Here is a 21,689-nt window from a genome sequence, read left to right on the forward strand (position 1 = left end):
CCCCTTCTGTCTTCCGGACGGCATGCCCGGCAACGATTTGCAGGGGTGAAATATCTTTGCCAGCGCTTTATAGTGGCCGACCTCCGTTTCATCAAGTAGCCGAGCCCCATGTCCGAGCCACGCAAGATCCTCGTCACCAGCGCCCTGCCCTATGCCAATGGTTCGATCCATCTTGGCCACATGCTGGAATACATCCAGACCGATATGTGGGTGCGCTTCCAGAAGCACCGCGGCAACCAATGCATCTATGTCTGCGCCGACGACGCCCACGGCTCGGCGATCATGCTGCGCGCGGAAAAGGAAGGCATCACCCCGGAACAACTGATCGCCAACGTCCAGGCTGAACACAGCGCCGACTTTGCCGAGTTCCTGGTGGACTTCGACAATTTCCACTCCACTCACGCCGAAGAAAACCGTGAGCTGTCGAGCCAGATCTACCTGAAGCTGCGCGACGCCGGGCACATCGCCACGCGTTCGATCACCCAGTACTTCGACCCGGAAAAGAAAATGTTCCTGGCCGACCGCTTCATCAAGGGCACCTGCCCGAAATGCGGCACCGAAGACCAGTACGGCGATAACTGCGAAAAATGCGGTGCGACCTACGCACCGACCGACCTGAAGGATCCGAAGTCGGCAATCTCCGGCGCCACCCCGGTGCTCAAGGATTCCCAGCACTTCTTCTTCAAGCTGCCGGACTTCCAGGAAATGCTGCAATCCTGGACCCGCAGCGGCACCCTGCAGGACGCCGTGGCCAACAAGATCGCCGAATGGCTGGATGCCGGCCTGCAACAGTGGGACATCTCCCGTGATGCGCCGTACTTCGGCTTTGAAATCCCCGACGAACCGGGCAAGTATTTCTACGTGTGGCTCGACGCACCGATCGGCTACATGGCGAGTTTCAAGAACCTCTGCGACCGCACGCCGGAGCTGGATTTCGACGCGTTCTGGGGCAAGGATTCCACCGCCGAGCTGTACCACTTCATCGGGAAGGACATCGTCAACTTCCACGCCCTGTTCTGGCCAGCGATGCTCGAAGGTGCGGGCTACCGCAAGCCGACCGGCATCAACGTGCACGGCTACCTGACCGTCAACGGCCAGAAAATGTCCAAGTCCCGCGGCACCTTCATCAAGGCCCGGACCTACCTGGACCACCTGTCGCCGGAATACCTGCGCTACTACTACGCAGCCAAGCTGAGCCGTGGCGTCGACGACCTGGACCTGAACCTCGAAGACTTCGTGCAGAAGGTCAACTCCGACCTGGTCGGCAAAGTCGTCAACATCGCCAGCCGTTGCGCCGGGTTCATCAACAAGGGCAATGCCGGGGTGATGGTCGAGACCAACGCCGCGCCGGAGCTGACCGAAGCGTTCCTGGCCGCCGCGCCAAGCATCGCCGACGCCTATGAAGCCCGCGACTTTGCCCGCGCCATGCGCGAGATCATGGGCCTGGCCGACCGTGCCAACGCCTGGATCGCCGACAAGGCGCCATGGTCGCTGAACAAGCAGGAAGGCAAACAGGAAGAAGTCCAGGCCATCTGCGCCACCGGCGTGAACCTGTTCCGCCAACTGGTGATCTTCCTTAAGCCGGTGCTGCCGCTGCTGGCCGCCGATGCCGAGGCGTTCCTCAACGTCGCGCCGCTGACCTGGAACGACCACGCGACCTTGCTCGCCAACCATCAGCTGAACGAGTTCAAGCCGCTGATGACCCGTATTGACCCGGTAAAAGTGCAGGCCATGACCGACGCTTCGAAAGAAGACCTGACCGCCAGCCAGACCGACACCGGCGAAGCCGCACCTGCCGGCAACGGTGAACTGGCCAAGGATCCTTTGTCGCCGGAAATCGAGTTCGACACCTTCGCGGCAGTCGATCTGCGCGTCGCACTGATCGTCAAGGCCGAGCACGTGGAGGGCGCCGACAAGCTGTTGCGCCTGACCCTGGACATCGGTGACGAGCAGCGCAACGTATTCTCCGGGATCAAGAGCGCTTATCCGGACCCGTCCAAGCTCGATGGTCGCCTGACGATGATGATCGCCAACCTCAAGCCGCGCAAAATGAAGTTCGGCATCTCCGAAGGCATGGTGATGGCGGCCGGCCCCGGCGGTGAAGAGATCTACCTGCTGAGCCCTGACAGCGGCGCCAAGCCTGGTCAGCGGATCAAGTAAGATACGGCGGTAACCCGATCCCACAGTCGTGCCTGGCGCGACTGTGGGATTTTCATGTCTGGCCCACCCTCCGTCCTTGCCGGATAATGCCTAAGCTTTTTAGACCGCTGCGTTGAAAGCCGCCGTAACGCTGTTCGGCGAGCAAGAAATCTGTGGCGAGGGGATTTATCCCCGTTGGGCCGCGAAGCGGCCCTCAGCGTCCGTTCAAACAGACCGAGTTGTTCGGATTTACGACTGCTTCGCAGCCGAACGGGGATAAATCCCCTCGCCACAAAGCACGATCATGACCGAAACCCTGCTTACGCTCATCAGCACCGCCCTGCTCAACAACCTCGTGTTGCACTGGCCTCTGGGTGTCGATCCGCTGTTGGGCAGCGAACGTCACCAGGTCCACGCCCTGGGCATCGCGACGACCTGCCTGATGCTGATCACCGGGGTGCTCGGCTATGCGCTCTATCAATGGCTGCTGGTACCGCTGGGTTTGACGGCGCTGCACCTGTTCGTGTTTCTGCCATTGAGTGCGCTGCTGATCGGCCCGTTGTTGAAGCTGCTTGCACGGGTGTTTTCGACGCTGTCTTTCGAAGGGCTCTGGCCGTTGCTGCTGTGCAATGCCGGGGTGCTGGGCGTGGCATTGCTCAACGCTCGGGAGGACAACGGTTTTTTTCACGCCACAGCCTTGAGCATCGGTGCCGGGCTGGGCTTCTGGCTGGTCCTGAGTCTGTTCCATGACCTGCGCCAGCGCACACTCGACAACGATGTGCCCCTGCCCTTTCGCGGCCTGCCGATCGACCTGATCGGTGCCGGTTTGATTGCAGTGGCCTTTCTCGGATTCAGCGGACTGATCAAAACATGAGTCTGATTCAAAGCATCGACGCCCTCTTGCCGCAGACCCAATGCGGCAAGTGTGGCCATCCCGGATGCAAGCCGTACGCTGCTGGCATCGCCAGCGGTGAGCCGATCAACAAATGCCCGCCTGGCGGCAGTGAAACCATCAGCGCCCTGGCCGAACTGTTGAACGTGCCGGTGCTGGAACTGGACGTCAGCCGCGGCTCGGCCCCGGCGCAGATAGCCTATATTCGCGAAGCGGAGTGCATTGGTTGCACCAAATGCATTCAGGCCTGCCCGGTGGACGCCATCGTCGGTGCGGCCAAGTTGATGCACACGGTCATCATCGACGAATGCACCGGTTGCGACCTGTGCGTGGCGCCATGCCCGGTGGACTGCATCGAAATGCATCCGTTGCTCTTGAGCGGCGTGCTGCCGATAGTCGGTGGCCTGGCCTTCAGCCTGGAAGAGCAACGAGCGCGCGCAGCCAAACGCAACCATGCACGGCGCCGTTTCGAGCAGCGCAACGCCCGCTTGCAGCGTGAAGAACAGCAAAAAACTGCCGAGCGAGAGGCCCGTGCGCAACGGGCCGCCCAACCCAGCCCGGCACACACGGATATGCCGCTCGACCCGGTACAGGCAGCCCTGGAACGCGTGCGCGCGCAGAAGGCCGCGAATGCCGATGCAGCCTTGAAAAAAGCCAAGGTCGACCTGGCGATGAGCCGGGCGCAATTGAACAAGTCGCTCAAGGCCTTCGGTCATCCGCCGACCTTCGAACAGCAATCGCAGCTGATTGTCCTGCAACAGCAGTTCGAAGTCGCCGAGCAAGCCTTGGCCCAACTGGAACGAACTGCGCCGCCGGCCCCTGCCCCCGTGGCGGCTCCGGCGAACGACGCCGAGCTGAAACGGGCGAAAATCCAGCTGGCCATGCGCCGCGCCGAACTGAAGAAAGCCCAGGCCAGCGCCGCGCCCGCGGAGCAGATCGAAGCCCTGGAGCGCGCCCTGGGCGAAGCCGAACGCCAGGTGGATGCCCATGCCACCCCTTGAATCGGTCGACGAACGCCTGCAGCAGGCAATGAAACTGGTTCTACTGGCGACGCTGCCAGGGATGTTGGTGTTGCTCTGGTTCTACGGCTGGGGGGTGTTGATCAACCTGATCCTGGCAGGCGCCAGTGCATTAGCCGCGGAAGCGGCGGTGCTGCGATTGCGCAAGCGCGCGCTCAAGCCGACCTTGAGCGATGGCAGCGCCCTGGTCAGTGCCACGCTATTGGCCCTGGCCTTGCCGCCCTACTGCCCCTGGTGGCTGACAGTCAGCGCTGCCGCGCTTGCGATGTGGTTCGGCAAGCACCTGTATGGCGGGGTCGGCAGCAACCCATTCAACCCGGCGATGCTCGGTTTCGCCCTGGTGATGGTGACCTTTCCACAGCAGATGACCCATTGGCCCGCCGCCCATGGCATGGACCTGTGGGGGGGTGTGCAGCAAGTGTTCGGTGCAGGCCAAGGCCCGGACGCCTGGGTGCGGGCCACGGCACTGGACAGCCTGCGGATTAACAAAAGCCTGACCATGGACGAACTGTTCTCGGCAAATCCCGCCTTTGGTCAGTTCGGTGGCCGCGGCGTGGAATGGGTCAACCTGGCCTTTCTCGTCGGCGGCTTGTTTTTGCTGCAACGCCGCGTGTTCAGCTGGCACGCGCCGGTCGGCATGCTCACCAGCCTGTTCGTCATCAGCCTGTTGTGCTGGAACGGTTCGGGCTCAGACTCCCATGGTTCGCCGCTGTTTCACCTATTCACTGGCGCCAGCATGCTGGGTGCTTTCTTCATCGTCACTGAACCGGTGTCTGGCGCGAAAAGCCCCATTGCGCGATTGCTGTTTGGTGCAGGCGTGGGGTTGCTGACCTACCTTATTCGCACCTGGGGCGGCTACCCGGACGGCGTGGCCTTTGCCGTGCTGTTGATGAACCTTTGTGTACCGGCGCTGGAGCGGTTTGTCGCGGCCAGGCAGGAGCTGCGCGCCCCATGAACCGAGCGTCGAGCGCTGCCATCCTGGCATTACTGGCCACCCTCGGGGCTGGCCTGACCTATCTCGCGCAGCAGGTCAGCGCGCCACGGATTGCGGCTGAACAGCGTCTGATCGACAGTCGCAACCTGCTGGACCTGCTACCGCCCGACAGCTATGACAATCAACCGCTGGAACAACCCCTCAGCCTCGAAAACACCGCGCTGGCCAACAGCGCACTGTTGGCGGGTTACCGCGCGACCAAGGCCGGCCGAGCCTATGCCGTGCTGCTGCGCAGCCAGACCCTGGGCTACGAGGGCGCCATCGACCTGCTGATCGCCATCGATACCGACGGCAGAGTGTTGGGGGTCAAAACCCTCAAGCAAACGGAAACCCCGGGGCTCGGCGCACGCATCGCCGACTGGCCCAATGCCTGGCTAGAGACCTTTTCCGGCAGGTCGCGAACCGATCCGGGCGACAACGCCTGGGCCTTGAAAAAGGACCAGGGACAGTTCGACCAGATTGCAGGAGCGACCATCACCTCAAGAGCGGTGATCCAGGCCACCCATGACGCCTTGCGCTATTTCGATGAGCACCGGCGCTCACTGCTTGGGAGCCCTCCAGATGAATAAAGCGTTGTGGTTGCAGAACTCCTTGATGCTGGCGCCGCTGATTGGCGCTACCGGCTCACTGGTGAGCGCCCTGGGCCTGTGGGTGATGTTCATTGTGGTGACCAGTGCCTTTGGCCTCTGCATGAACGCCTTGCGCTCGCGGCTGCTCTCGGCGACCCATTTGCCGGCCAGCGTACTGCTTGCCGCAACACTGACCAGTTGCGCAGAATTCGGCGCGCAGGCCTGGTCGCTGCAGTGGCATCAGCATGCGGGGATCTACGCCGGCTTGATCGCCTTGCAATGCGTCGTACTGGAGCGCAATGATTTCTTCCTGAGGCCCTGGCGCGAACGCTGGCGCCTCTGCGGCCTGTTCGGCGCATCAATGGTGGGCCTGGGCCTGCTGCGCGAACTCATTGGCTACGGGACACTCGGCAATCATCTGCCGTGGCTGGTTGCTGCGACGCACGCCGATTGGCAGGGCTGGGTACTCACCGCTGACGGTGGCTTGCGGCTGGCCACGCTGGCCCCTGGCGGTTTCATACTGCTGGGATTGCTGATCGCCGCCTGGCAAGCCTGGCACCGCCCGCCCCCCTCACATTGAACGCCTTCGAGGAAACTCACCGCACATGAACGCCGCAAAACGTCTGGAAATTTTCCGCAGGCTGCATGAAGACAATCCGGAACCGAAGACCGAACTGGCCTATTCCTCACCCTTTGAACTGCTGATTGCGGTGATTCTTTCGGCGCAATCGACCGATGTCGGCGTCAACAAGGCCACGGCAAAACTGTTTCCGATTGCCAACACCCCGGCGGCGATTCATGCCTTGGGGGTCGAAGGATTGTCGGAATACATCAAGACCATCGGCCTGTACAACAGCAAGGCAAAAAACGTGATCGAGACCTGCCGCCTGCTGGTTGAGCGTCATGCCGGTGAAGTGCCGCAGACCCGCGAGGAACTGGAAGCCTTGCCCGGCGTAGGCCGCAAGACCGCCAACGTGGTGCTCAACACTGCATTTCGCCAATTGACGATGGCCGTGGACACCCACATTTTTCGGGTCAGCAACCGCACCGGCATCGCGCCCGGCAAGAATGTGGTCGAGGTCGAGAATAAACTGATGAAGTTCGTGCCCAAGGAGTACCTGCTCGACTCCCATCACTGGCTGATCCTTCACGGACGTTACGTTTGCCTGGCCCGCAAGCCTCGCTGCGGCAGTTGCCGGATCGAAGACTTGTGCGAATACAAGCACAAGACCTCGGACGATTGAGCCGCTATTGGGTTTTTCGATTTATCGATTGAAAAAATCTTTTTTACCCGTCGCACGATTGCCGATATAAGGAGCCCCAAGGGCCTTCTTCGCCTGGAGTAACTAAATGAGCACTGGCAAAGAGCAATTGGACGTAGATGAAGACTTCACCACCACAGAGGCTGATGATGCCGAACCCGTGGCTGAAGTTGCGAAAACCAACCTGAGCAAGCGCCGGACCATCGACAACCTGCTCGAGGAGCGCCGACTGCAAAAGCAATTGGCCGATTACGATTTTGACCTGTAAAACCTAAAAGCCTCCCGAAACGGAGGCTTTTTACCAAGTGTCGAGTCGCGATAAATGCTCGCCTGTCGCACTCCATCAACCCCAGGCACATCATGCCAGCCCGTTACGCTGGGCCAGTTCGATCAGATCGACAAGGGAGCGCGCATTGAGTTTCAACAGCAATCGGGTCTTGTAAGTACTGACGGTCTTGTTGCTGAGAAACATCCCATCGGCAATCTCTTTATTGGTCTTGCCTCGGGCCAACTGCTGCAACACCATCATTTCCCGCCCTGACAGACGATCCACCATATCGGCTTCACTGGCGTTGCCAAGACTGGCACGCACTGTATGCAAGGCCTGATTGGGAAAGTAACTGTAGCCTGACAAGACAGCCTTTATTGCACTGAGTAATTCTGTCAGGTCCTGTTGTTTGCACACATATCCGGCGGCTCCCGACTGCATGCAGCGCATGGAGAAATGCCCAGGGGACTGAGAGGTCAATATCAGCACTTTCATCGGCATCGCAGCCGATGTCAGTCGCGCAATAACTTCCAGCCCATCCAGTTTCGGTATTCCAATATCCAGGATGACAATGTCCGGCATGTATTCTCGGGCTAGTTGTAATGCATCCACGCCATTATCTGTTTCTGCAATGACTTCGTAGCCATGACGCTCCATCAGCATTCGTACCGCAAGACGAATGACGGGGTGATCATCCACAATCAGCACTTTATTCATGGGCAAGTCCAATTTCGCTGTTCGAATTTTTAGAGCCCGCACAATAGCCTAGTCGTTTCCCCCCTGGCATGTCGCTCCCCCCGGTCACTCGCACCAAGAGACATTCCCTACAAACATCAGAGACTTTTCTTACAAAAAACCCATGAAATCACCGGGCAGAAAACTTTTGTTGAGGACTTGACTTTCCAATTGTAATTATTTTTTTGTATCGATCTGCAACAAAAAAACCAGGGAGATTTTATTTTCAGACAGCGACCAGACATGTACCGCCCCAACCAAAAAACTAAAAAGCAATCGATTCATCAAATATCGACCCTCACCCAAGAAATATCACACGCAACTTATCAGCTCACTCTTACAGCAAAAAACAACACATCATCGATCATAAGAAAACCGCTAACGGGAAGAGCACCCGCCTGACATTAAATCAATTGAAAAACAGAAACCCCGGGATGCCAAAGATACGTTAGATGCATTAAATTCAAAACAAGCATTACCGAACCCACAAACACAACGAGAATGAAAATGGATAAGCTCAAACAAAAAATAAGCAACCCCATGACAGTGATTGCCATATTCGCAACACTGTCGGAAACATCAGCAGCCGTTTCACTACCCTTCCTTGATGACGAGGATAGGGACGTCTACATCTGGTTCCTGATCAGCTTTCCCTTTTATCTGCTGTTGCTGTTTTTCGCCACGCTCAACTTCAACTATCGATCGCTGTACGCCCCCTCCGACTTCGAAAAAGGAAAACATTTCATAAAAGCCATGGACGGTGTCGAGCAACCCGAGAACAGGAAGAGGAGAAAATCCGCTGGCAGGTCGTCAGGCAGTGGCGGCCGATCCGCTCACCGTCCCTCCAAAGCACAAGACCCTCCCTCAGAATCAATCCCTGGCGTCGCGCTTTCGGCGCTACACCGCCTACGTCTGCCTGAACGGCTGAGGGACCTGTACGTGGTTGATGCACGCGCGATGACAGGCAACGCCGAGTTCAGCCACTTGATGGAGAGCATTCACAACGAACCGGGAAAAGCTGCACGTGCAGTCGTATTCCTCACCTGTACCGAGTCAGATTCAAAGCTGAGGAAAAGCGCGGCCACCCCTTCACAACACGGGAAACAACGCTGCCGCACAACGTTCTGCGCTGCTTACAACCTGAGTTCACAGGGTTTGACGGTCATTGATCAACAGGTGCCAATCGACGCACGGCAGCCCGCAGCGCTTGACGATCAATCAGAAGGGAAGGATGAGAGAGGTAGTTGCAGAAACCAGGAAGAATGCTGAAGCGAGCAGGATCCCCCTTTTCAAATGTGCGGCCCCGTCGATGACCGGGCCACACATTCCATTACATCAGAGGTCTCAGAACAGCTTGCGACCTTTGTTCGCCGCGATGCGCATGCGCAAGGCGTTGAGCTTGATGAAGCCCGCTGCGTCAGCCTGGTTGTACGCGCCGCCATCTTCTTCGAAAGTGGCGATGTTGGCGTCGAACAGCGACTCGTCGGACTTGCGACCGGTGACGATCACGTTGCCTTTATACAGCTTCAGGCGAACCACACCGTTCACGTGGGCCTGGGAGGCGTCGATCATCTGTTGCAGCATCAGACGCTCAGGGCTCCACCAGTAGCCGGTGTAGATCAGGCTGGCGTACTTGGGCATCAGCTCGTCTTTGAGGTGAGCCACTTCGCGGTCCAGGGTGATCGATTCGATCGCACGGTGGGCGCGCAGCATGATGGTGCCGCCAGGGGTTTCGTAGCAGCCACGGGACTTCATGCCCACGTAACGGTTCTCGACGATGTCCAGGCGGCCGATACCGTGTTCGCCACCGATGCGGTTCAGGGTCGCCAGCACGGTGGCCGGGGTCATTTCGACGCCGTCCAGTGCCACGATGTCGCCGTTGCGGTAGGTCAGTTCCAAGTACTGCGGCTTGTCGGGAGCGTTCTCCGGGGAGACGGTCCAGCGCCACATGTCTTCTTCGTGCTCGGTCCAGGTGTCTTCCAGCACGCCGCCTTCATAGGAGATGTGCAGCAGGTTGGCATCCATCGAGTACGGGGATTTTTTCTTGCCGTGACGCTCGATCGGGATAGCGTGCTTTTCAGCGTAATCCATCAGCTTCTCACGGGACAGCAGGTCCCATTCGCGCCAAGGAGCGATCACTTTCACACCTGGTTTCAAGGCGTAGGCGCCCAGTTCGAAGCGAACCTGGTCGTTACCCTTGCCGGTGGCGCCGTGGGAAATGGCGTCAGCACCGGTTTCGTTGGCGATTTCGATCAGGCGTTTGGCGATCAACGGACGAGCGATGGAAGTACCCAGCAGGTACTCGCCTTCGTAAACGGTGTTGGCGCGGAACATCGGGAAAACGAAATCGCGCACGAACTCTTCGCGCAAGTCGTCGATGTAGATCTCTTTCACGCCCATGGCTTGAGCCTTGGCGCGTGCAGGTTCGACCTCTTCGCCCTGACCCAGGTCAGCGGTGAAGGTCACCACTTCACAGTTATAAGTATCCTGCAGCCACTTGAGGATCACCGAAGTGTCCAGGCCGCCGGAATACGCCAGAACGACCTTGTTTACGTCCGCCATGCCATCACTCCACGGGGTTCTACGGAAAGCCGTCAAGTCTACCGCCCATACAGAATAATTTACAGTGGCGCGACAGCTTATGACGACGAAGCGACAGATTATGTCGAGAGCGCGACGATGACCAAAGGGTCAGGAAGTTGCCGAAGCGCCGGGCTTCGTCGCTTGAGGGGCCACCTGCTCCGCGGGGGCTCCCCGCTCCAGGCGTATCGCTACCCGGCGGTTTTTCGCACGGTTGACGTTGCTGGTATTGGGCGCCAGCGGATAGCGCTCGCCATGGAAGCGCAGGGTGATTTGCGATTCCTGGATGCCGTTGGCCTTGAAGAACTCCATCACCGCCAGCGCCCGTCGTCGTGACAGGTCACGGTTGGTCAGGCGATTGCCGCTGTTGTCGGAGTGGCCGTCCAGTTCGATGCGATTGACCGTCGGATCGGCCTTCATGTATTCCAGCATGACTTGCAGCCTGGCCTTGGCGGCCTCGTCCAGATCGATACCGCCACCGGGGAAGCCGACCTGGGATTGCTTCACCTGATCGAAGTTCTGCGGCAGTAACTTGGCCACACAACCTTGATAGTCGGCAAATGCCTTGGTGAACCTGACCGGCAACAAACGCACCTCCGACACCCGGCCATCGCCCGAAGAGTGCCGGACCACCGGGCTGCGCCCGTCAATCAAGCCGCTGATCAGACGTCCGGCCTGGGCCTGCGAACTATTGAACAGGACATTGCCGCTGCCGATTCGCACCGTGCCCAGGTTGATATCACCGCGTCCCGGCTGCCAGGGCGCGGCGGCGGCCAGCAAAGTGGCAGAACCGCCGCCCATCATTGCGTTGTAGGCATTCAAACGAAACGTCGCCTGTTCGCCAGCGCGCCGCACGAATTCGCCCGAGCCGAAATCGGTGATCGGCTGAGTCAGCCGGCACTCGAATTTGTCGCCTTCGACCGTCCACTCGATGCTCTCCAGGCGAGTCTGGAAAGTGAGCGCCATGGCGGGAAGGCTGGCAAACACACTGAGCAAGGCTAAATAACGCTGGCGCACGGGAGGCTCCACTGACTTCTACGACAAAAAGACCGACACACAGATGTTTACGGCATACCTGTTGGATATCGGAAGCTTCCCGTAAAACTTGATAGCGAGTGCCTGCAAGAGTCTTTTCCGGTAGCATTCCCTTGAGTTTGACCCGCCTGGAATCCCCTCATGTCCGACCGCCTGACCCTGCTGCGTCCCGACGACTGGCATATTCATCTTCGCGATGGTGCCGTGTTGACCAATACCGTCGCGGATGTTGCGCGCACCTTTGGCCGCGCCATCATCATGCCCAACCTGGTACCACCGGTGCGCAATGCGGCTGAAGCCGACGGCTATCGCCAGCGGATTCTTGCTGCCCGCCCGGCCGGCAGCCAGTTCGAACCGCTGATGGTGCTGTACCTCACCGACCGCACCCAGCCTGAAGAAATTCGCGAGGCCAAGGCCAGCGGTTTCGTTCACGCCGCCAAGCTGTACCCGGCCGGCGCGACCACCAACTCGGACTCTGGCGTCACCAGCATCGACAAGATCTTCCCTGCACTCGAGGCCATGGCCGAAGTCGGGATGCCTTTGTTGATCCACGGTGAAGTCACCCGCGGCGATGTCGACGTGTTCGACCGCGAAAAAATCTTCATCGATGAGCACATGCGTCGCGTGGTCGAGCGTTTCCCGACGCTCAAAGTGGTGTTCGAACACATCACCACCGCCGACGCCGTGCAGTTTGTCAACTCGGCGTCAGCCAACGTTGGCGCGACCATCACCGCGCATCACCTGCTGTACAACCGCAACCACATGCTGGTGGGCGGGATTCGGCCGCACTTCTATTGCCTGCCGATCCTCAAGCGCAATACGCACCAGGAAGCCCTGCTCGACGCCGCCACCAGCGGCAGCGAAAAGTTCTTCCTCGGCACCGACTCGGCGCCCCACGCCCAGCACGCCAAAGAGGCCGCTTGCGGCTGCGCCGGCTGCTACACCGCCTATGCGGCGATCGAGATGTACGCCGAAGCCTTCGAACAGCGCAACGCACTGGACAAGCTTGAAGCCTTCGCCAGCCTCAACGGCCCGCGTTTCTATGGCCTGCCGGCCAACACCGATCGCATTACCCTGGTCCGCGAAGAATGGACCGCCCCGACCAGCCTGCCGTTTGGCGAGCTGACCGTTATCCCGCTGCGCGCCGGTGAAAAACTGCGCTGGCGCCTGCTGGAGGAACACGCGTGAGTGAAGACCATTTCGACGACGAACAGGAAGGTCAAGGCGGTGGCGGTGGTTCACGTCATCCAATGGCCGCCAGGTTTCGTGGCTACCTGCCAGTTGTCGTCGACGTAGAAACCGGTGGTTTCAACTCGGCCACCGACGCCCTGCTGGAAATCGCCGCAACGACGATCGCCATGGATGAAAAGGGTTTTGTGTACCCCGATCACACCTACTTCTTCCGGGTCGAGCCTTTTGAAGGCGCGAACATCGAAGCGGCAGCCCTGGAGTTTACCGGGATCAAGCTCGATCACCCGCTGCGCATGGCCGTGAGTGAAGAAGCGGCGCTGAACGATATCTTCCGCGGCGTGCGCAAGGCGCTCAAGGCCAACGGTTGCAAACGGGCGATCCTGGTTGGGCACAACAGCAGCTTCGACCTGGGCTTCCTCAATGCCGCGGTCGCGCGCCTGGACATGAAGCGCAACCCGTTCCACCCATTCTCCAGTTTCGATACCGCGACGCTCGCGGGCCTGGCTTATGGCCAGACCGTGCTGGCCAAGGCCTGCCAGGCCGCCGATATCGACTTCGACGGTCGCGAGGCTCACTCGGCTCGCTACGACACCGAGAAGACTGCCGAGCTGTTCTGCGGCATCGTCAATCGCTGGAAACAAATGGGTGGTTGGGAAGATTTCGGCGACTGATTGCCATTGCACGTTCAATTGTAGGAGCTGGCTTGCCAGCGAAGGGGCCCTCCAGTACACAGCAATTGCGGGGGTGTGGCGATAAACGCCTTCGCTGGCAAGCCAGCTCCTACAGGGTCGCGGGTTTATCTCGCGCATAAAAAAACCGGCCTCTGAGGCCGGTTTTTTTTTGTACCTGCTTTTTATAGCAGGAGCGTGTGCCTTACAGCGCAGCAGCGTGCTCGGTCAGGTAAGCCGCAACGCCTTCTGGCGAAGCGTTCATGCCTTTGTCGCCTTTTTTCCAGTTGGCAGGGCAAACTTCGCCGTGCTCTTCGTGGAATTGCAGGGCGTCGACCAGACGCAGCAGCTCTTCCATGTTACGGCCCAGCGGCAGGTCGTTGATGATCTGCGAGCGGACAACGCCTTTGTCGTCGATCAGGAATGCGCCACGGAAAGCAACGCCGTCAGCGGACTGAACGTCGTAGGCCTTCATGATTTCCTGCTTGATGTCGGCAGCCATGGTGTAACGAACCGCGCCGATACCACCATCGTTTACCGGGGTGTTGCGCCAGGCGTTGTGGGTGAAGTGCGAGTCGATCGACACAGCGACCACTTCAACGTTGCGCGCCTTGAACTCGGACATGCGGTTGTCCAGAGCGATCAGCTCCGACGGGCAAACGAAGGTGAAGTCCAGTGGGTAGAAGAACACCAGGCCGTATTTGCCTTTGATGGCCGACGACAGGGTGAAGCTGTCCACGATTTCGCCATTGCCGAGTACGGCCGGTACGGTGAAGTCAGGGGCTTGTTTGCCTACGAGTACGCTCATTGGATATCTCCTGGTGTAGAAGCGTTAAGAACAAGGTTTGCATCAGCCTGCCACCCTCAGGCGACAGCCCTGTGACACGAACCCGTTTCGAAAAGACCGGCCATCATACACTGCGTTTTTGGCCTGTCCGTAACGGTTTCTCCCCTGGGCGTAAAAAAGGACGAAGGGTATTTCGGTTTACTGCGCAGGGTTGGCCAACCGTTCGTCAGACCTGTCAAAAAGCGCTCTCAAAGCACTTTGACAATCATTCTCGTTAACATTAAGATCCATCGCATTCGAGACATAAACAGCGACGGTTTTCACTTATGTATGTTTGCCTCTGCACTGGCGTCACCGACGGCCAAATCCGCGATGCGATCTATGAAGGATGCTGCAGCTACAAGGAAGTGCGCCAGGCCACCGGCGTTGCCAGTCAATGCGGCAAATGTGCCTGCCTTGCCAAGGAAGTGGTCCGCGAGACCCTGACCAAATTGCAAACGGCCCAGGCTGCGATTCCTTTCCCAGTTGAATTTACTGCCGCATAAATACCGTATTTCAAAGAACCGGACTCATGTCCGGTTTTTTTATGCCTGAAAATCAATTGCTTAGGCTCTAGACGCGGAACACAAACATTCTTATTCCGATTAATTTTCACTTAAGTTTCAATAACTTAGGTTTGACACTCTTAGTTGTGCGGCTCAAACTCTGCCTTATAGACGGCTAATACAGGGCAGGACCCCATCATGAAAGGCGACGTTACAGTCATCCAGCATCTCAACAAGATCCTTGCCAATGAGCTGGTCGCGATCAATCAGTACTTCCTGCATGCACGCATGTACGAAGATTGGGGCCTGAACAAGCTCGGCAAGCACGAGTACCACGAATCCATCGACGAGATGAAGCACGCGGACAAGCTGATCAAGCGCATCCTGTTCCTTGAAGGCCTGCCGAACGTCCAGGACCTTGGCAAGCTGCAGATCGGCGAGCACACCCAGGAAATGATCGAGTGTGACCTGCGAATCGAGAAGACCGGCCATGCCGATCTGAAAGTGGCGATCGCGCATTGCGAAACAGTGGGCGACTTCGGCAGCCGTGAACTGCTTGAAGATATCCTCGAGTCCGAAGAAGAACATATCGACTGGCTGGAAACCCAGCTGGGCCTGATCGACAAGATCGGAATCGAGAACTACCTGCAATCGCAGATGGGCGACGACGAGTAAGTTCTACACCGCCCGCCTCAATGTAAAACAAAGCCCCGCTCTCTTTTAAAGAGACGGGGCTTTTTTGTTTCAATTTGCACGGCTCTGGACCGGCCCAGGGGATTTTTCCTAAAGCCTGCCCCCGACACGTCGATAACCTGACATCGATAGCTGTGGGTGATCCACCGATCACCCCGCCACCTTTTTTCCACAGAAGGTTTTTATGTCCTCCACCAAAGCCCGCGCAGATTCACTTTCGCTTCTGCTGTTTACCTTGCGCAGCGGCAAGCTGATGGCGATCAACCTGCTCAAAGTCAGTGAAATCATCCCGTGCCCGCCACTGACCAAACTCCCCGAATCGCACCCCCACGTCAAAGGTATCGCCACCCTGCGCGGCGCCTCGTTGTCGGTGATCGACCTCAGCCGCGCCATCGGGGAGCGCCCACTGGAAGACCCTGACGGCGGTTGCCTGATCGTCACTGACGTCAGCCGCTCCAAGCAAGGCTTGCATGTACAGGCGGTGAGCAAGATCGTGCACTGCCTGACCACCGACATCCGTCCGCCGCCCTTTGGCTCAGGAGGCTCGCGCTCGTACATCACCGGTGTCACCTCGGTCGACGGCACCCTGGTGCAGGTGCTGGACATCGAAAAGGTCATCCATGGCATCGCCCCGGTACCCATCGACATGGCGCCGACCGAGCTGAGCATGGAAGATGCAGAAATACTGGGCAGCGCTCGTATCCTGGTGGTCGATGACAGTCAGGTCGCGCTGCAACAATCGGTGCACACCTTGCGCAACCTGGGCCTGCAATGCCACACGGCCCGCAGCGCCAAGGAAGCCATCGACTGCCTGCTGGACCTGCAAGGCACCGCCCAGCAGATCAACCTGATCGTCTCCGATATCGAAATGTCCGAAATGGACGGCTACGCGTTCACTCGCACCCTGCGTGAAACTCCCGATTTCGCACACCTTTATGTGCTGTTGCATACTTCCCTGGACAGCGCGATGAACAGTGAGAAAGCCCGTCTTGCCGGGGCGAATGCGGTACTGACCAAGTTCTCTTCGCCGGAGCTGACCAAGTGCCTTATCGACGCGGCCAAGGCTGTGGCCGAACAAGGTCATTGAGTCTTGAGCGAGCCATTCTGCTTTCTCATGCGGCGCAGTCTCACTGAAGCCGTGCCCGCCATCACCTGGCCTCAGGGGATCGTCCTGACCGGGTATGGTCCAGGCCAGGCAGAAGAGGTTCATCGCTTGCTGCAACTGGGTCACTCCCAAGGAGGTGGCCGCGTCCCGGCCCTGGACGTTTGGCAACAGCGATTTGAAACCGATCCTGAATACGATCCGGCATTGTGCTTCATCGCCCTGGATGCCCAGGGTATCGCGGGTGTATGCCAGTGCTGGACCAGTGCCTACATCAAGAATCTGGTGGTGCATCCACGGGCTCAAGGCCGCGGCCTGGGAAGAGCGTTGCTGCTCAATGCCTTCAAGGTGTTTCAACTGCGGCGCGAAGGGTATGTCGATTTGAAAGTGCTGGAAGACAACGTTCGCGCACGACGGCTGTATGAAAGCGCTGGGATGTATGTAGTCCGCCGGGAACCGGTGCCGGTCTGACCCAGACCTTCAGGCATACTCAGGCCTTGGCCCACACCCGCCCAAGGATCCCTGAACCATGAAAGCTGTCGCCCTGACCTTCGTTTGCCTCACAGCCCTCGCTACCCAAGCCTATGCCTCAAGCCCCGAGGCCTGGGCCGCCTTCGACAAAGCCGTACTCACCAGCTGCACCAAGGCCAGCGGCCTGGCGAATGCCAAACCCGTCGGCAACGCCGCGCAGTTCGATGATCGGGTCGGCTACACCGCCCTGCTGCTGCAAGGCCAGTACCCGCAAAAGCACATGAAAGGCCGACAAGGTACCGAACTGTGCCTCTACAACAAAAAAAGCAAGACAGCCTACGTGACCGAGTGGGACTCCATTCGACCAAACTGACACGGCTGTCAGTCAGCAGTCACTTTCCTGACCGGGTCACAGGGATATAACGTAGTAGATAAAGCTGCGCACACTTCCATCTTCCGACCCGGCGCCCCTCTCGCATGCGAACCCAGAAAAAAACCGTCGTTCTTGCAGCCTTTCTGATCGTGCTGGTAGCGCTGGGTGCGTGGTACCTGGCCAAACCCTCCGCGGCCAGGGTGGCAGCACCGACCGCCATTCCGGTGCGCGTGGTCAACGTGGTCGAAAAAGACGTGCCCCGCTACGTCAGTGGCATCGGTTCGGTGCTGTCGCTGCACAGCGTGGTGGTCCGGCCGCAAATCGACGGCATCCTCACCAAAATCCTGGTCAAGGAAGGCCAACTGGTGAGCAAAGGCGACCTGCTGGCCACGATCGATGATCGATCTATTCGCGCCAGCCTGGACCAGGCCAGGGCGCAACTGGGCGAAAGCCAGGCGCAACTGCAAGTGGCTCAGGTCAACCTCAAGCGCTACAAACTGTTGAGCGTCGACGACGGTGTGTCCAAACAGACCTACGACCAGCAACAGGCATTGGTCAACCAGCTCAAGGCCACGGCTCAGGGCAACCAGGCTTCGATTGATGCGGCCCAGGTGCAGTTGTCGTACACGCAGATTCGCTCCCCGGTCAGTGGCCGCGTCGGTATTCGTACCGTGGATGAAGGTAACTTCCTGCGCATGAGTGACACCCAAGGCCTGTTCACGGTGACCCAGATCGACCCCATCGCCGTGGAGTTCTCCCTGCCGCAGCAAATGCTGCCGACCCTGCAAGGCCTGATCAGCGATCCACAACACGCGAAGGTCAAGGCCTACATCGGTGCCGACACCGACGGCGAAACCGGCAACCTGCTGGGCGAAGGCCACTTGACCCTGATCGACAACCAGATCAACGCCAACACCGGCACCATCCGCGCCAAAGCCGAATTCAATAATCCCGGGCAAAAACTCTGGCCCGGCCTGTTGGTGACGGTAAAGATTCAGACAGCGCTGGATAAAGATGCGCTGGTCGTACCGCCCACCGTCGTACAGCGCGGCCTCGATCAGCACTTCGTGTATCGGGTAAACGGCAACAAGGTTGAAACCGTGCCGGTGCAGATGGTTCACCAGGGCAGCGGCCAGACCATCATCAAAGGGGTGAACCCCGGTGACGTGCTGGTCAGCGACGGCCAGTCGCGGCTCAAGCCCGGTGCCACCGTGCAAGTGCTCACCGAGCCGCCGCAGGTCGTGCAATCGGAGTCGACCCCATGAAAGGCCATGGTTCGGTATCCGCCTGGTGCATCGACCACCCCGTGGCAACGATTCTGCTGACGTTTGCCTTGGTGCTGCTGGGAGTCATCGCCTTCCCGCGCCTGCCCATCGCGCCGCTCCCGGAGGCGGAATTCCCGACGATACAGGTGGCCGCCCAGCTGCCCGGCGCCAGCCCGGAAACCATGGCGTCATCGGTGGCCACGCCCCTTGAAGTGCAATTCAGCGCCATTCCCGGCGTGACGCAAATGACCTCGAGCAGCGCCCTGGGCTCAACCATCCTGACCCTGCAGTTCACCCTCGACAAAAGCATCGATACAGCCGCCCAGGAAGTCCAGGCCGCCATCAACACCGCTGCCGGCAAGCTGCCCAAGGACATGCCGAACCTGCCGACCTGGCGCAAGGTCAATCCGGCCGACAGCCCGGTGCTGATCCTCAGCGTCAACTCGTCCTTGATGCCAGGCCCCGAACTCAGCGATCTGGTGGAAACCCTGCTGTCCCGTCAGATCAGTCAGATCGACGGTGTAGGCCAGGTCGCTATCACCGGCCAGCAACGTCCGGCGATTCGTGTCCAGGTTTCCGCGGACAAACTGGCGGCCATCGGCCTGACCCTGGCCGATATTCGCCTGGCGATCCAGCAGACCAGCCTCAACCTGGCCAAAGGTGCACTCTATGGGGAATCGAGCATCTCGACCCTGTCCACCAACGACCAGTTGTTCCATCCCGAGCAATACGACCAACTGATCGTTTCCTACAAGGACGGCGCACCGGTTCATCTAAGGGATGTCGCCAAAGTCGTCAACGGCTCGGAAGATGCCTACGTCCAGGCCTGGGCGGGCTCACAACCGGGCGTCAACCTGGTGATCTTCCGCCAGCCGGGGGCCAATATCGTCGAGACCGTGGACCGGATCCAGGCGGCGCTTCCGGGCCTGGAAGGGATGCTGCCGGCCTCGGTGCAGGTCAAGACACTGATCGACCGCACCCAGACTATCCGCGCTTCGCTGCATGAAGTGGAAATCACCCTGCTGATCGCGATCATGCTGGTGGTGGCGGTGATGGCGTTGTTCCTGCGCCAGCTGTCGGCAACCCTGATCGTGTCGGCAGTACTGGGGGTTTCACTGATCGCCAGTTTTGCATTGATGTACGTGATGGGCTTCAGCCTGAACAACCTGACGCTGGTGGCGATCGTGGTGGCCGTGGGGTTTGTGGTCGACGATGCGATTGTGGTGGTGGAAAACATTCACCGCCACCTGGAGGCTGGCGACGGCATGCGCGAGGCCGCGATCAAGGGCGCCGGGGAAATCGGCTTCACCGTGGTATCGATCAGTTTCTCGCTGGTGGCGGCGTTCATTCCGTTGCTATTCATGGGAGGCGTGGTCGGACGCCTGTTCAAGGAGTTCGCCCTGACCGCCACCTCCACCATCATGATTTCGGTGGTGGTGTCGCTGACGTTGGCGCCCACCCTGGCAGCGCTGTTCATGCGCGCGCCCGTGCATCACGCCCACGACAAGCCGGGCTTCGGCGAACGCCTGCTGGCGCTGTACGAAAAAGGCCTGCGCCGCGCGCTTGCGCACCAGAAGTTGATGATCGGCGTGTTCGGCCTGTCGCTGGCCCTGGCCATTGCCGGTTACATTTTTATTCCCAAGGGTTTCTTCCCGATCCAGGACACCGGGTTCGTCCTCGGTACAACCGAAGCTGCCGCCGATATTTCCTACGGCGACATGGTGAAAAAACACCTGGCAATGGCTGAAATCGTCGCCGCCGACCCCGCAGTCCAGGCCTTCTCGCACTCGGTCGGGGTGTCGGGCAGCAACCAGACCATCGCCAACGGCCGCTTCTGGATCGCCCTGAAAAAACGCGGCGACCGCGATGTTTCAGCCAGCGAGTTCATCGACCGTATTCGCCCGCAATTGATGAAAGTGCCGGGCATCGTCCTGTACCTGCGCGCCGGACAAGACATCAACCTCAGTTCCGGCCCGAGCCGGGCCCAGTACCAATACGTGCTCAAGAGCAACGACGGTGCGGTCCTGAGCACCTGGACCCAGCGCCTGACGGAAAAACTGCGCGGCAACCCGGCCTTCCGCGACATTTCCAACGACCTGCAACTGGGCGGCAGCATCACCCATATCAGCATCGACCGCAGTGCCGCGGCACGTTTTGGCCTGACCGCCAGCGACGTCGACGAAGCGCTGTACGACGCCTTCGGCCAGCGCCAGATCAACGAGTTCCAGACCCAGACCAACCAGTACAACGTGATCCTGGAGCTGGACACCCGGCAACGCGGCAAGGCCGAAAGCCTCAACTACTTCTACCTGCGCTCGCCCCTGAGCGGGGAAATGGTGCCGCTGTCGGCGCTGGCGAAGTTCGATGCGCCCACGGTGGGGCCGCTTTCCATCGCCCATGACGGCATGTTCCCGGCCGCCAACCTGTCATTTAACCTGGCGCCCGGCGTGGCGCTGGGCGATGCAGTAATCATGCTCAACCAGGCCAAGGTCGACATCGGCATGCCAACGGCCATCAGCGGTAACTTCCAGGGCGCGGCCCAGGCGTTCCAGAGTTCGCTGGCCAGCCAGCCTTGGTTGATCCTGGCGGCACTGGTCGCGGTGTATATCATTCTCGGCGTGCTCTACGAGAGCTTCGTCCACCCGCTTACAATCATCTCGACACTGCCCTCGGCCGGGCTGGGCGCGGTGATCATGCTGTGGATCTGCGGCCAGGACTTTTCGATCATGGCGCTGATCGGGCTGGTGCTGCTGATCGGCATCGTGAAGAAAAACGGCATCCTGATGATCGACTTCGCCCTCGACGCGCAGCGCAACGGTGGCCTGGCGCCGCAAGAAGCGATCTACCAGGCGTGCCTCACGCGTTTCCGGCCGATCATCATGACCACCCTCGCCGCCCTGCTCGGCGCCCTGCCGCTGATGCTCGGCTACGGCACCGGTGCCGAACTGCGCCAACCCCTGGGAATCGCCGTGGTCGGCGGCCTGCTGGTGAGCCAGGCACTGACGCTGTTCACCACGCCGGTCATATACTTGTGGCTGGAGCGGCTATTTCATCGACCTGAACCTACAGCGCTGCCGGCGCTGGCGACCACAGACTGAGGC

Annotated in this window: 22 protein-coding genes; 18 read left to right on the forward strand and 4 right to left on the reverse strand. The window is 59.5% G+C overall.

The window, feature by feature from the left end:
* Positions 1–108 precede the first annotated feature (108 nt).
* The 8 genes from metG to HFK74_RS21880 all read left to right on the forward strand — a co-directional run bounded on the left by metG (position 109) and on the right by HFK74_RS21880 (position 7,143).
* Positions 109–2,160, forward strand: a complete 2,052-nt coding sequence (gene metG, locus HFK74_RS21845; RefSeq protein ID WP_180205304.1) for a methionine--tRNA ligase — start codon at positions 109–111, stop codon at positions 2,158–2,160.
* A 283-nt stretch (positions 2,161–2,443) separates the two neighbouring features.
* Positions 2,444–3,013, forward strand: a complete 570-nt coding sequence (locus tag HFK74_RS21850; RefSeq protein WP_180205305.1) for an electron transport complex protein RnfA — start codon at positions 2,444–2,446, stop codon at positions 3,011–3,013.
* On the forward strand, positions 3,010–4,032 hold the full coding sequence (gene rsxB / locus HFK74_RS21855) for an electron transport complex subunit RsxB (RefSeq protein ID WP_180205306.1): 1,023 nt from the start codon (positions 3,010–3,012) through the stop codon (positions 4,030–4,032). Before HFK74_RS21850 ends, rsxB begins: the two co-directional genes overlap by 4 nt.
* The gene (locus HFK74_RS21860; RefSeq protein ID WP_180205307.1) at positions 4,019–5,005 is read left to right on the forward strand and encodes an RnfABCDGE type electron transport complex subunit D; all 987 of its coding nucleotides are present in this window, start codon (positions 4,019–4,021) and stop codon (positions 5,003–5,005) included. The genes rsxB and HFK74_RS21860 overlap by 14 nt, the downstream gene beginning before the upstream one ends.
* The gene (locus HFK74_RS21865; RefSeq protein ID WP_180205308.1) at positions 5,002–5,613 is read left to right on the forward strand and encodes an RnfABCDGE type electron transport complex subunit G; all 612 of its coding nucleotides are present in this window, start codon (positions 5,002–5,004) and stop codon (positions 5,611–5,613) included. Before HFK74_RS21860 ends, HFK74_RS21865 begins: the two co-directional genes overlap by 4 nt.
* Positions 5,606–6,193: an Rnf-Nqr domain containing protein gene (locus tag HFK74_RS21870; RefSeq protein ID WP_180205309.1), complete on the forward strand. Its 588-nt coding sequence runs from the start codon at positions 5,606–5,608 to the stop codon at positions 6,191–6,193. Before HFK74_RS21865 ends, HFK74_RS21870 begins: the two co-directional genes overlap by 8 nt.
* 25 nt (positions 6,194–6,218) lie before the next feature.
* Positions 6,219–6,857, forward strand: coding sequence for an endonuclease III (nth, locus tag HFK74_RS21875; RefSeq protein WP_180205310.1), 639 nt, complete (start codon positions 6,219–6,221; stop codon positions 6,855–6,857).
* 106 nt (positions 6,858–6,963) lie between these two features.
* Positions 6,964–7,143, forward strand: a complete 180-nt coding sequence (locus tag HFK74_RS21880) for a PA3496 family putative envelope integrity protein (protein ID WP_180205311.1) — start codon at positions 6,964–6,966, stop codon at positions 7,141–7,143.
* 90 nt (positions 7,144–7,233) lie between these two features.
* On the opposite strand, the gene HFK74_RS21885 is transcribed toward HFK74_RS21880, so the two are convergent.
* On the reverse strand, positions 7,234–7,860 hold the full coding sequence (locus HFK74_RS21885) for a response regulator transcription factor (RefSeq protein ID WP_008057539.1): 627 nt from the start codon (positions 7,858–7,860) through the stop codon (positions 7,234–7,236).
* 525 nt (positions 7,861–8,385) lie between these two features.
* On the opposite strand from HFK74_RS21885, the gene HFK74_RS21890 reads away from it, so the two are divergent.
* Positions 8,386–9,147, forward strand: coding sequence for a hypothetical protein (locus HFK74_RS21890; RefSeq protein ID WP_180205312.1), 762 nt, complete (start codon positions 8,386–8,388; stop codon positions 9,145–9,147).
* Positions 9,148–9,222: 75 nt separating this feature from the next.
* On the opposite strand, the gene HFK74_RS21895 is transcribed toward HFK74_RS21890, so the two are convergent.
* Together HFK74_RS21895 and HFK74_RS21900 are read right to left on the reverse strand one after the other, a co-directional pair.
* A complete protein-coding gene (locus HFK74_RS21895) occupies positions 9,223–10,440 on the reverse strand; it encodes an argininosuccinate synthase (protein ID WP_007938916.1) in 1,218 nt (405 codons plus the stop codon).
* Between the two features lie 129 nt (positions 10,441–10,569).
* Entirely contained in the window at positions 10,570–11,475 is a 906-nt protein-coding gene (locus HFK74_RS21900; protein WP_180205313.1) for an OmpA family protein, read from the reverse strand.
* A 159-nt stretch (positions 11,476–11,634) separates the two neighbouring features.
* Between HFK74_RS21900 and pyrC the strand changes: the two genes are divergently transcribed.
* Entirely contained in the window at positions 11,635–12,681 is a 1,047-nt protein-coding gene (pyrC, locus tag HFK74_RS21905; protein WP_180205314.1) for a dihydroorotase, read from the forward strand.
* Positions 12,678–13,355 (forward strand): ribonuclease T, encoded by a 678-nt coding sequence (rnt, locus tag HFK74_RS21910; RefSeq protein ID WP_008057533.1) that lies wholly within the window; start codon positions 12,678–12,680, stop codon positions 13,353–13,355. Before pyrC ends, rnt begins: the two co-directional genes overlap by 4 nt.
* Positions 13,356–13,557: 202 nt before the next feature.
* Here the strand turns inward: rnt and HFK74_RS21915 are convergent, their stop codons facing one another.
* Positions 13,558–14,160: a peroxiredoxin gene (locus tag HFK74_RS21915; protein WP_008057532.1), complete on the reverse strand. Its 603-nt coding sequence runs from the start codon at positions 14,158–14,160 to the stop codon at positions 13,558–13,560.
* A 305-nt stretch (positions 14,161–14,465) separates the two neighbouring features.
* On the opposite strand from HFK74_RS21915, the gene HFK74_RS21920 reads away from it, so the two are divergent.
* The 7 genes from HFK74_RS21920 to HFK74_RS21950 all read left to right on the forward strand — a co-directional run bounded on the left by HFK74_RS21920 (position 14,466) and on the right by HFK74_RS21950 (position 21,686).
* Positions 14,466–14,684, forward strand: coding sequence for a bacterioferritin-associated ferredoxin (locus HFK74_RS21920; protein ID WP_008057530.1), 219 nt, complete (start codon positions 14,466–14,468; stop codon positions 14,682–14,684).
* 198 nt (positions 14,685–14,882) lie between these two features.
* The gene (bfr, locus tag HFK74_RS21925; RefSeq protein WP_180205315.1) at positions 14,883–15,359 is read left to right on the forward strand and encodes a bacterioferritin; all 477 of its coding nucleotides are present in this window, start codon (positions 14,883–14,885) and stop codon (positions 15,357–15,359) included.
* 202 nt (positions 15,360–15,561) lie between these two features.
* A complete protein-coding gene (locus HFK74_RS21930; RefSeq protein WP_008057527.1) occupies positions 15,562–16,464 on the forward strand; it encodes a chemotaxis protein CheV in 903 nt (300 codons plus the stop codon).
* Positions 16,465–16,491: 27 nt separating this feature from the next.
* On the forward strand, positions 16,492–16,950 hold the full coding sequence (locus HFK74_RS21935) for an N-acetyltransferase (protein WP_180205391.1): 459 nt from the start codon (positions 16,492–16,494) through the stop codon (positions 16,948–16,950).
* Between the two features lie 58 nt (positions 16,951–17,008).
* Complete coding sequence (locus tag HFK74_RS21940) at positions 17,009–17,323, forward strand: hypothetical protein (RefSeq protein ID WP_180205316.1); 315 nt, start codon at positions 17,009–17,011, stop codon at positions 17,321–17,323.
* Between the two features lie 104 nt (positions 17,324–17,427).
* Positions 17,428–18,588, forward strand: coding sequence for an efflux RND transporter periplasmic adaptor subunit (locus tag HFK74_RS21945; RefSeq protein ID WP_180205317.1), 1,161 nt, complete (start codon positions 17,428–17,430; stop codon positions 18,586–18,588).
* Complete coding sequence (locus HFK74_RS21950; RefSeq protein ID WP_180205318.1) at positions 18,585–21,686, forward strand: multidrug efflux RND transporter permease subunit; 3,102 nt, start codon at positions 18,585–18,587, stop codon at positions 21,684–21,686. Before HFK74_RS21945 ends, HFK74_RS21950 begins: the two co-directional genes overlap by 4 nt.
* The last annotated feature ends 3 nt before the right edge of the window (positions 21,687–21,689 follow it).

Origin of the sequence: Pseudomonas sp. SbOxS1 (assembly GCF_013416725.1) — a bacterium.
Classification (GTDB): Bacteria; Pseudomonadota; Gammaproteobacteria; order Pseudomonadales; family Pseudomonadaceae; genus Aquipseudomonas.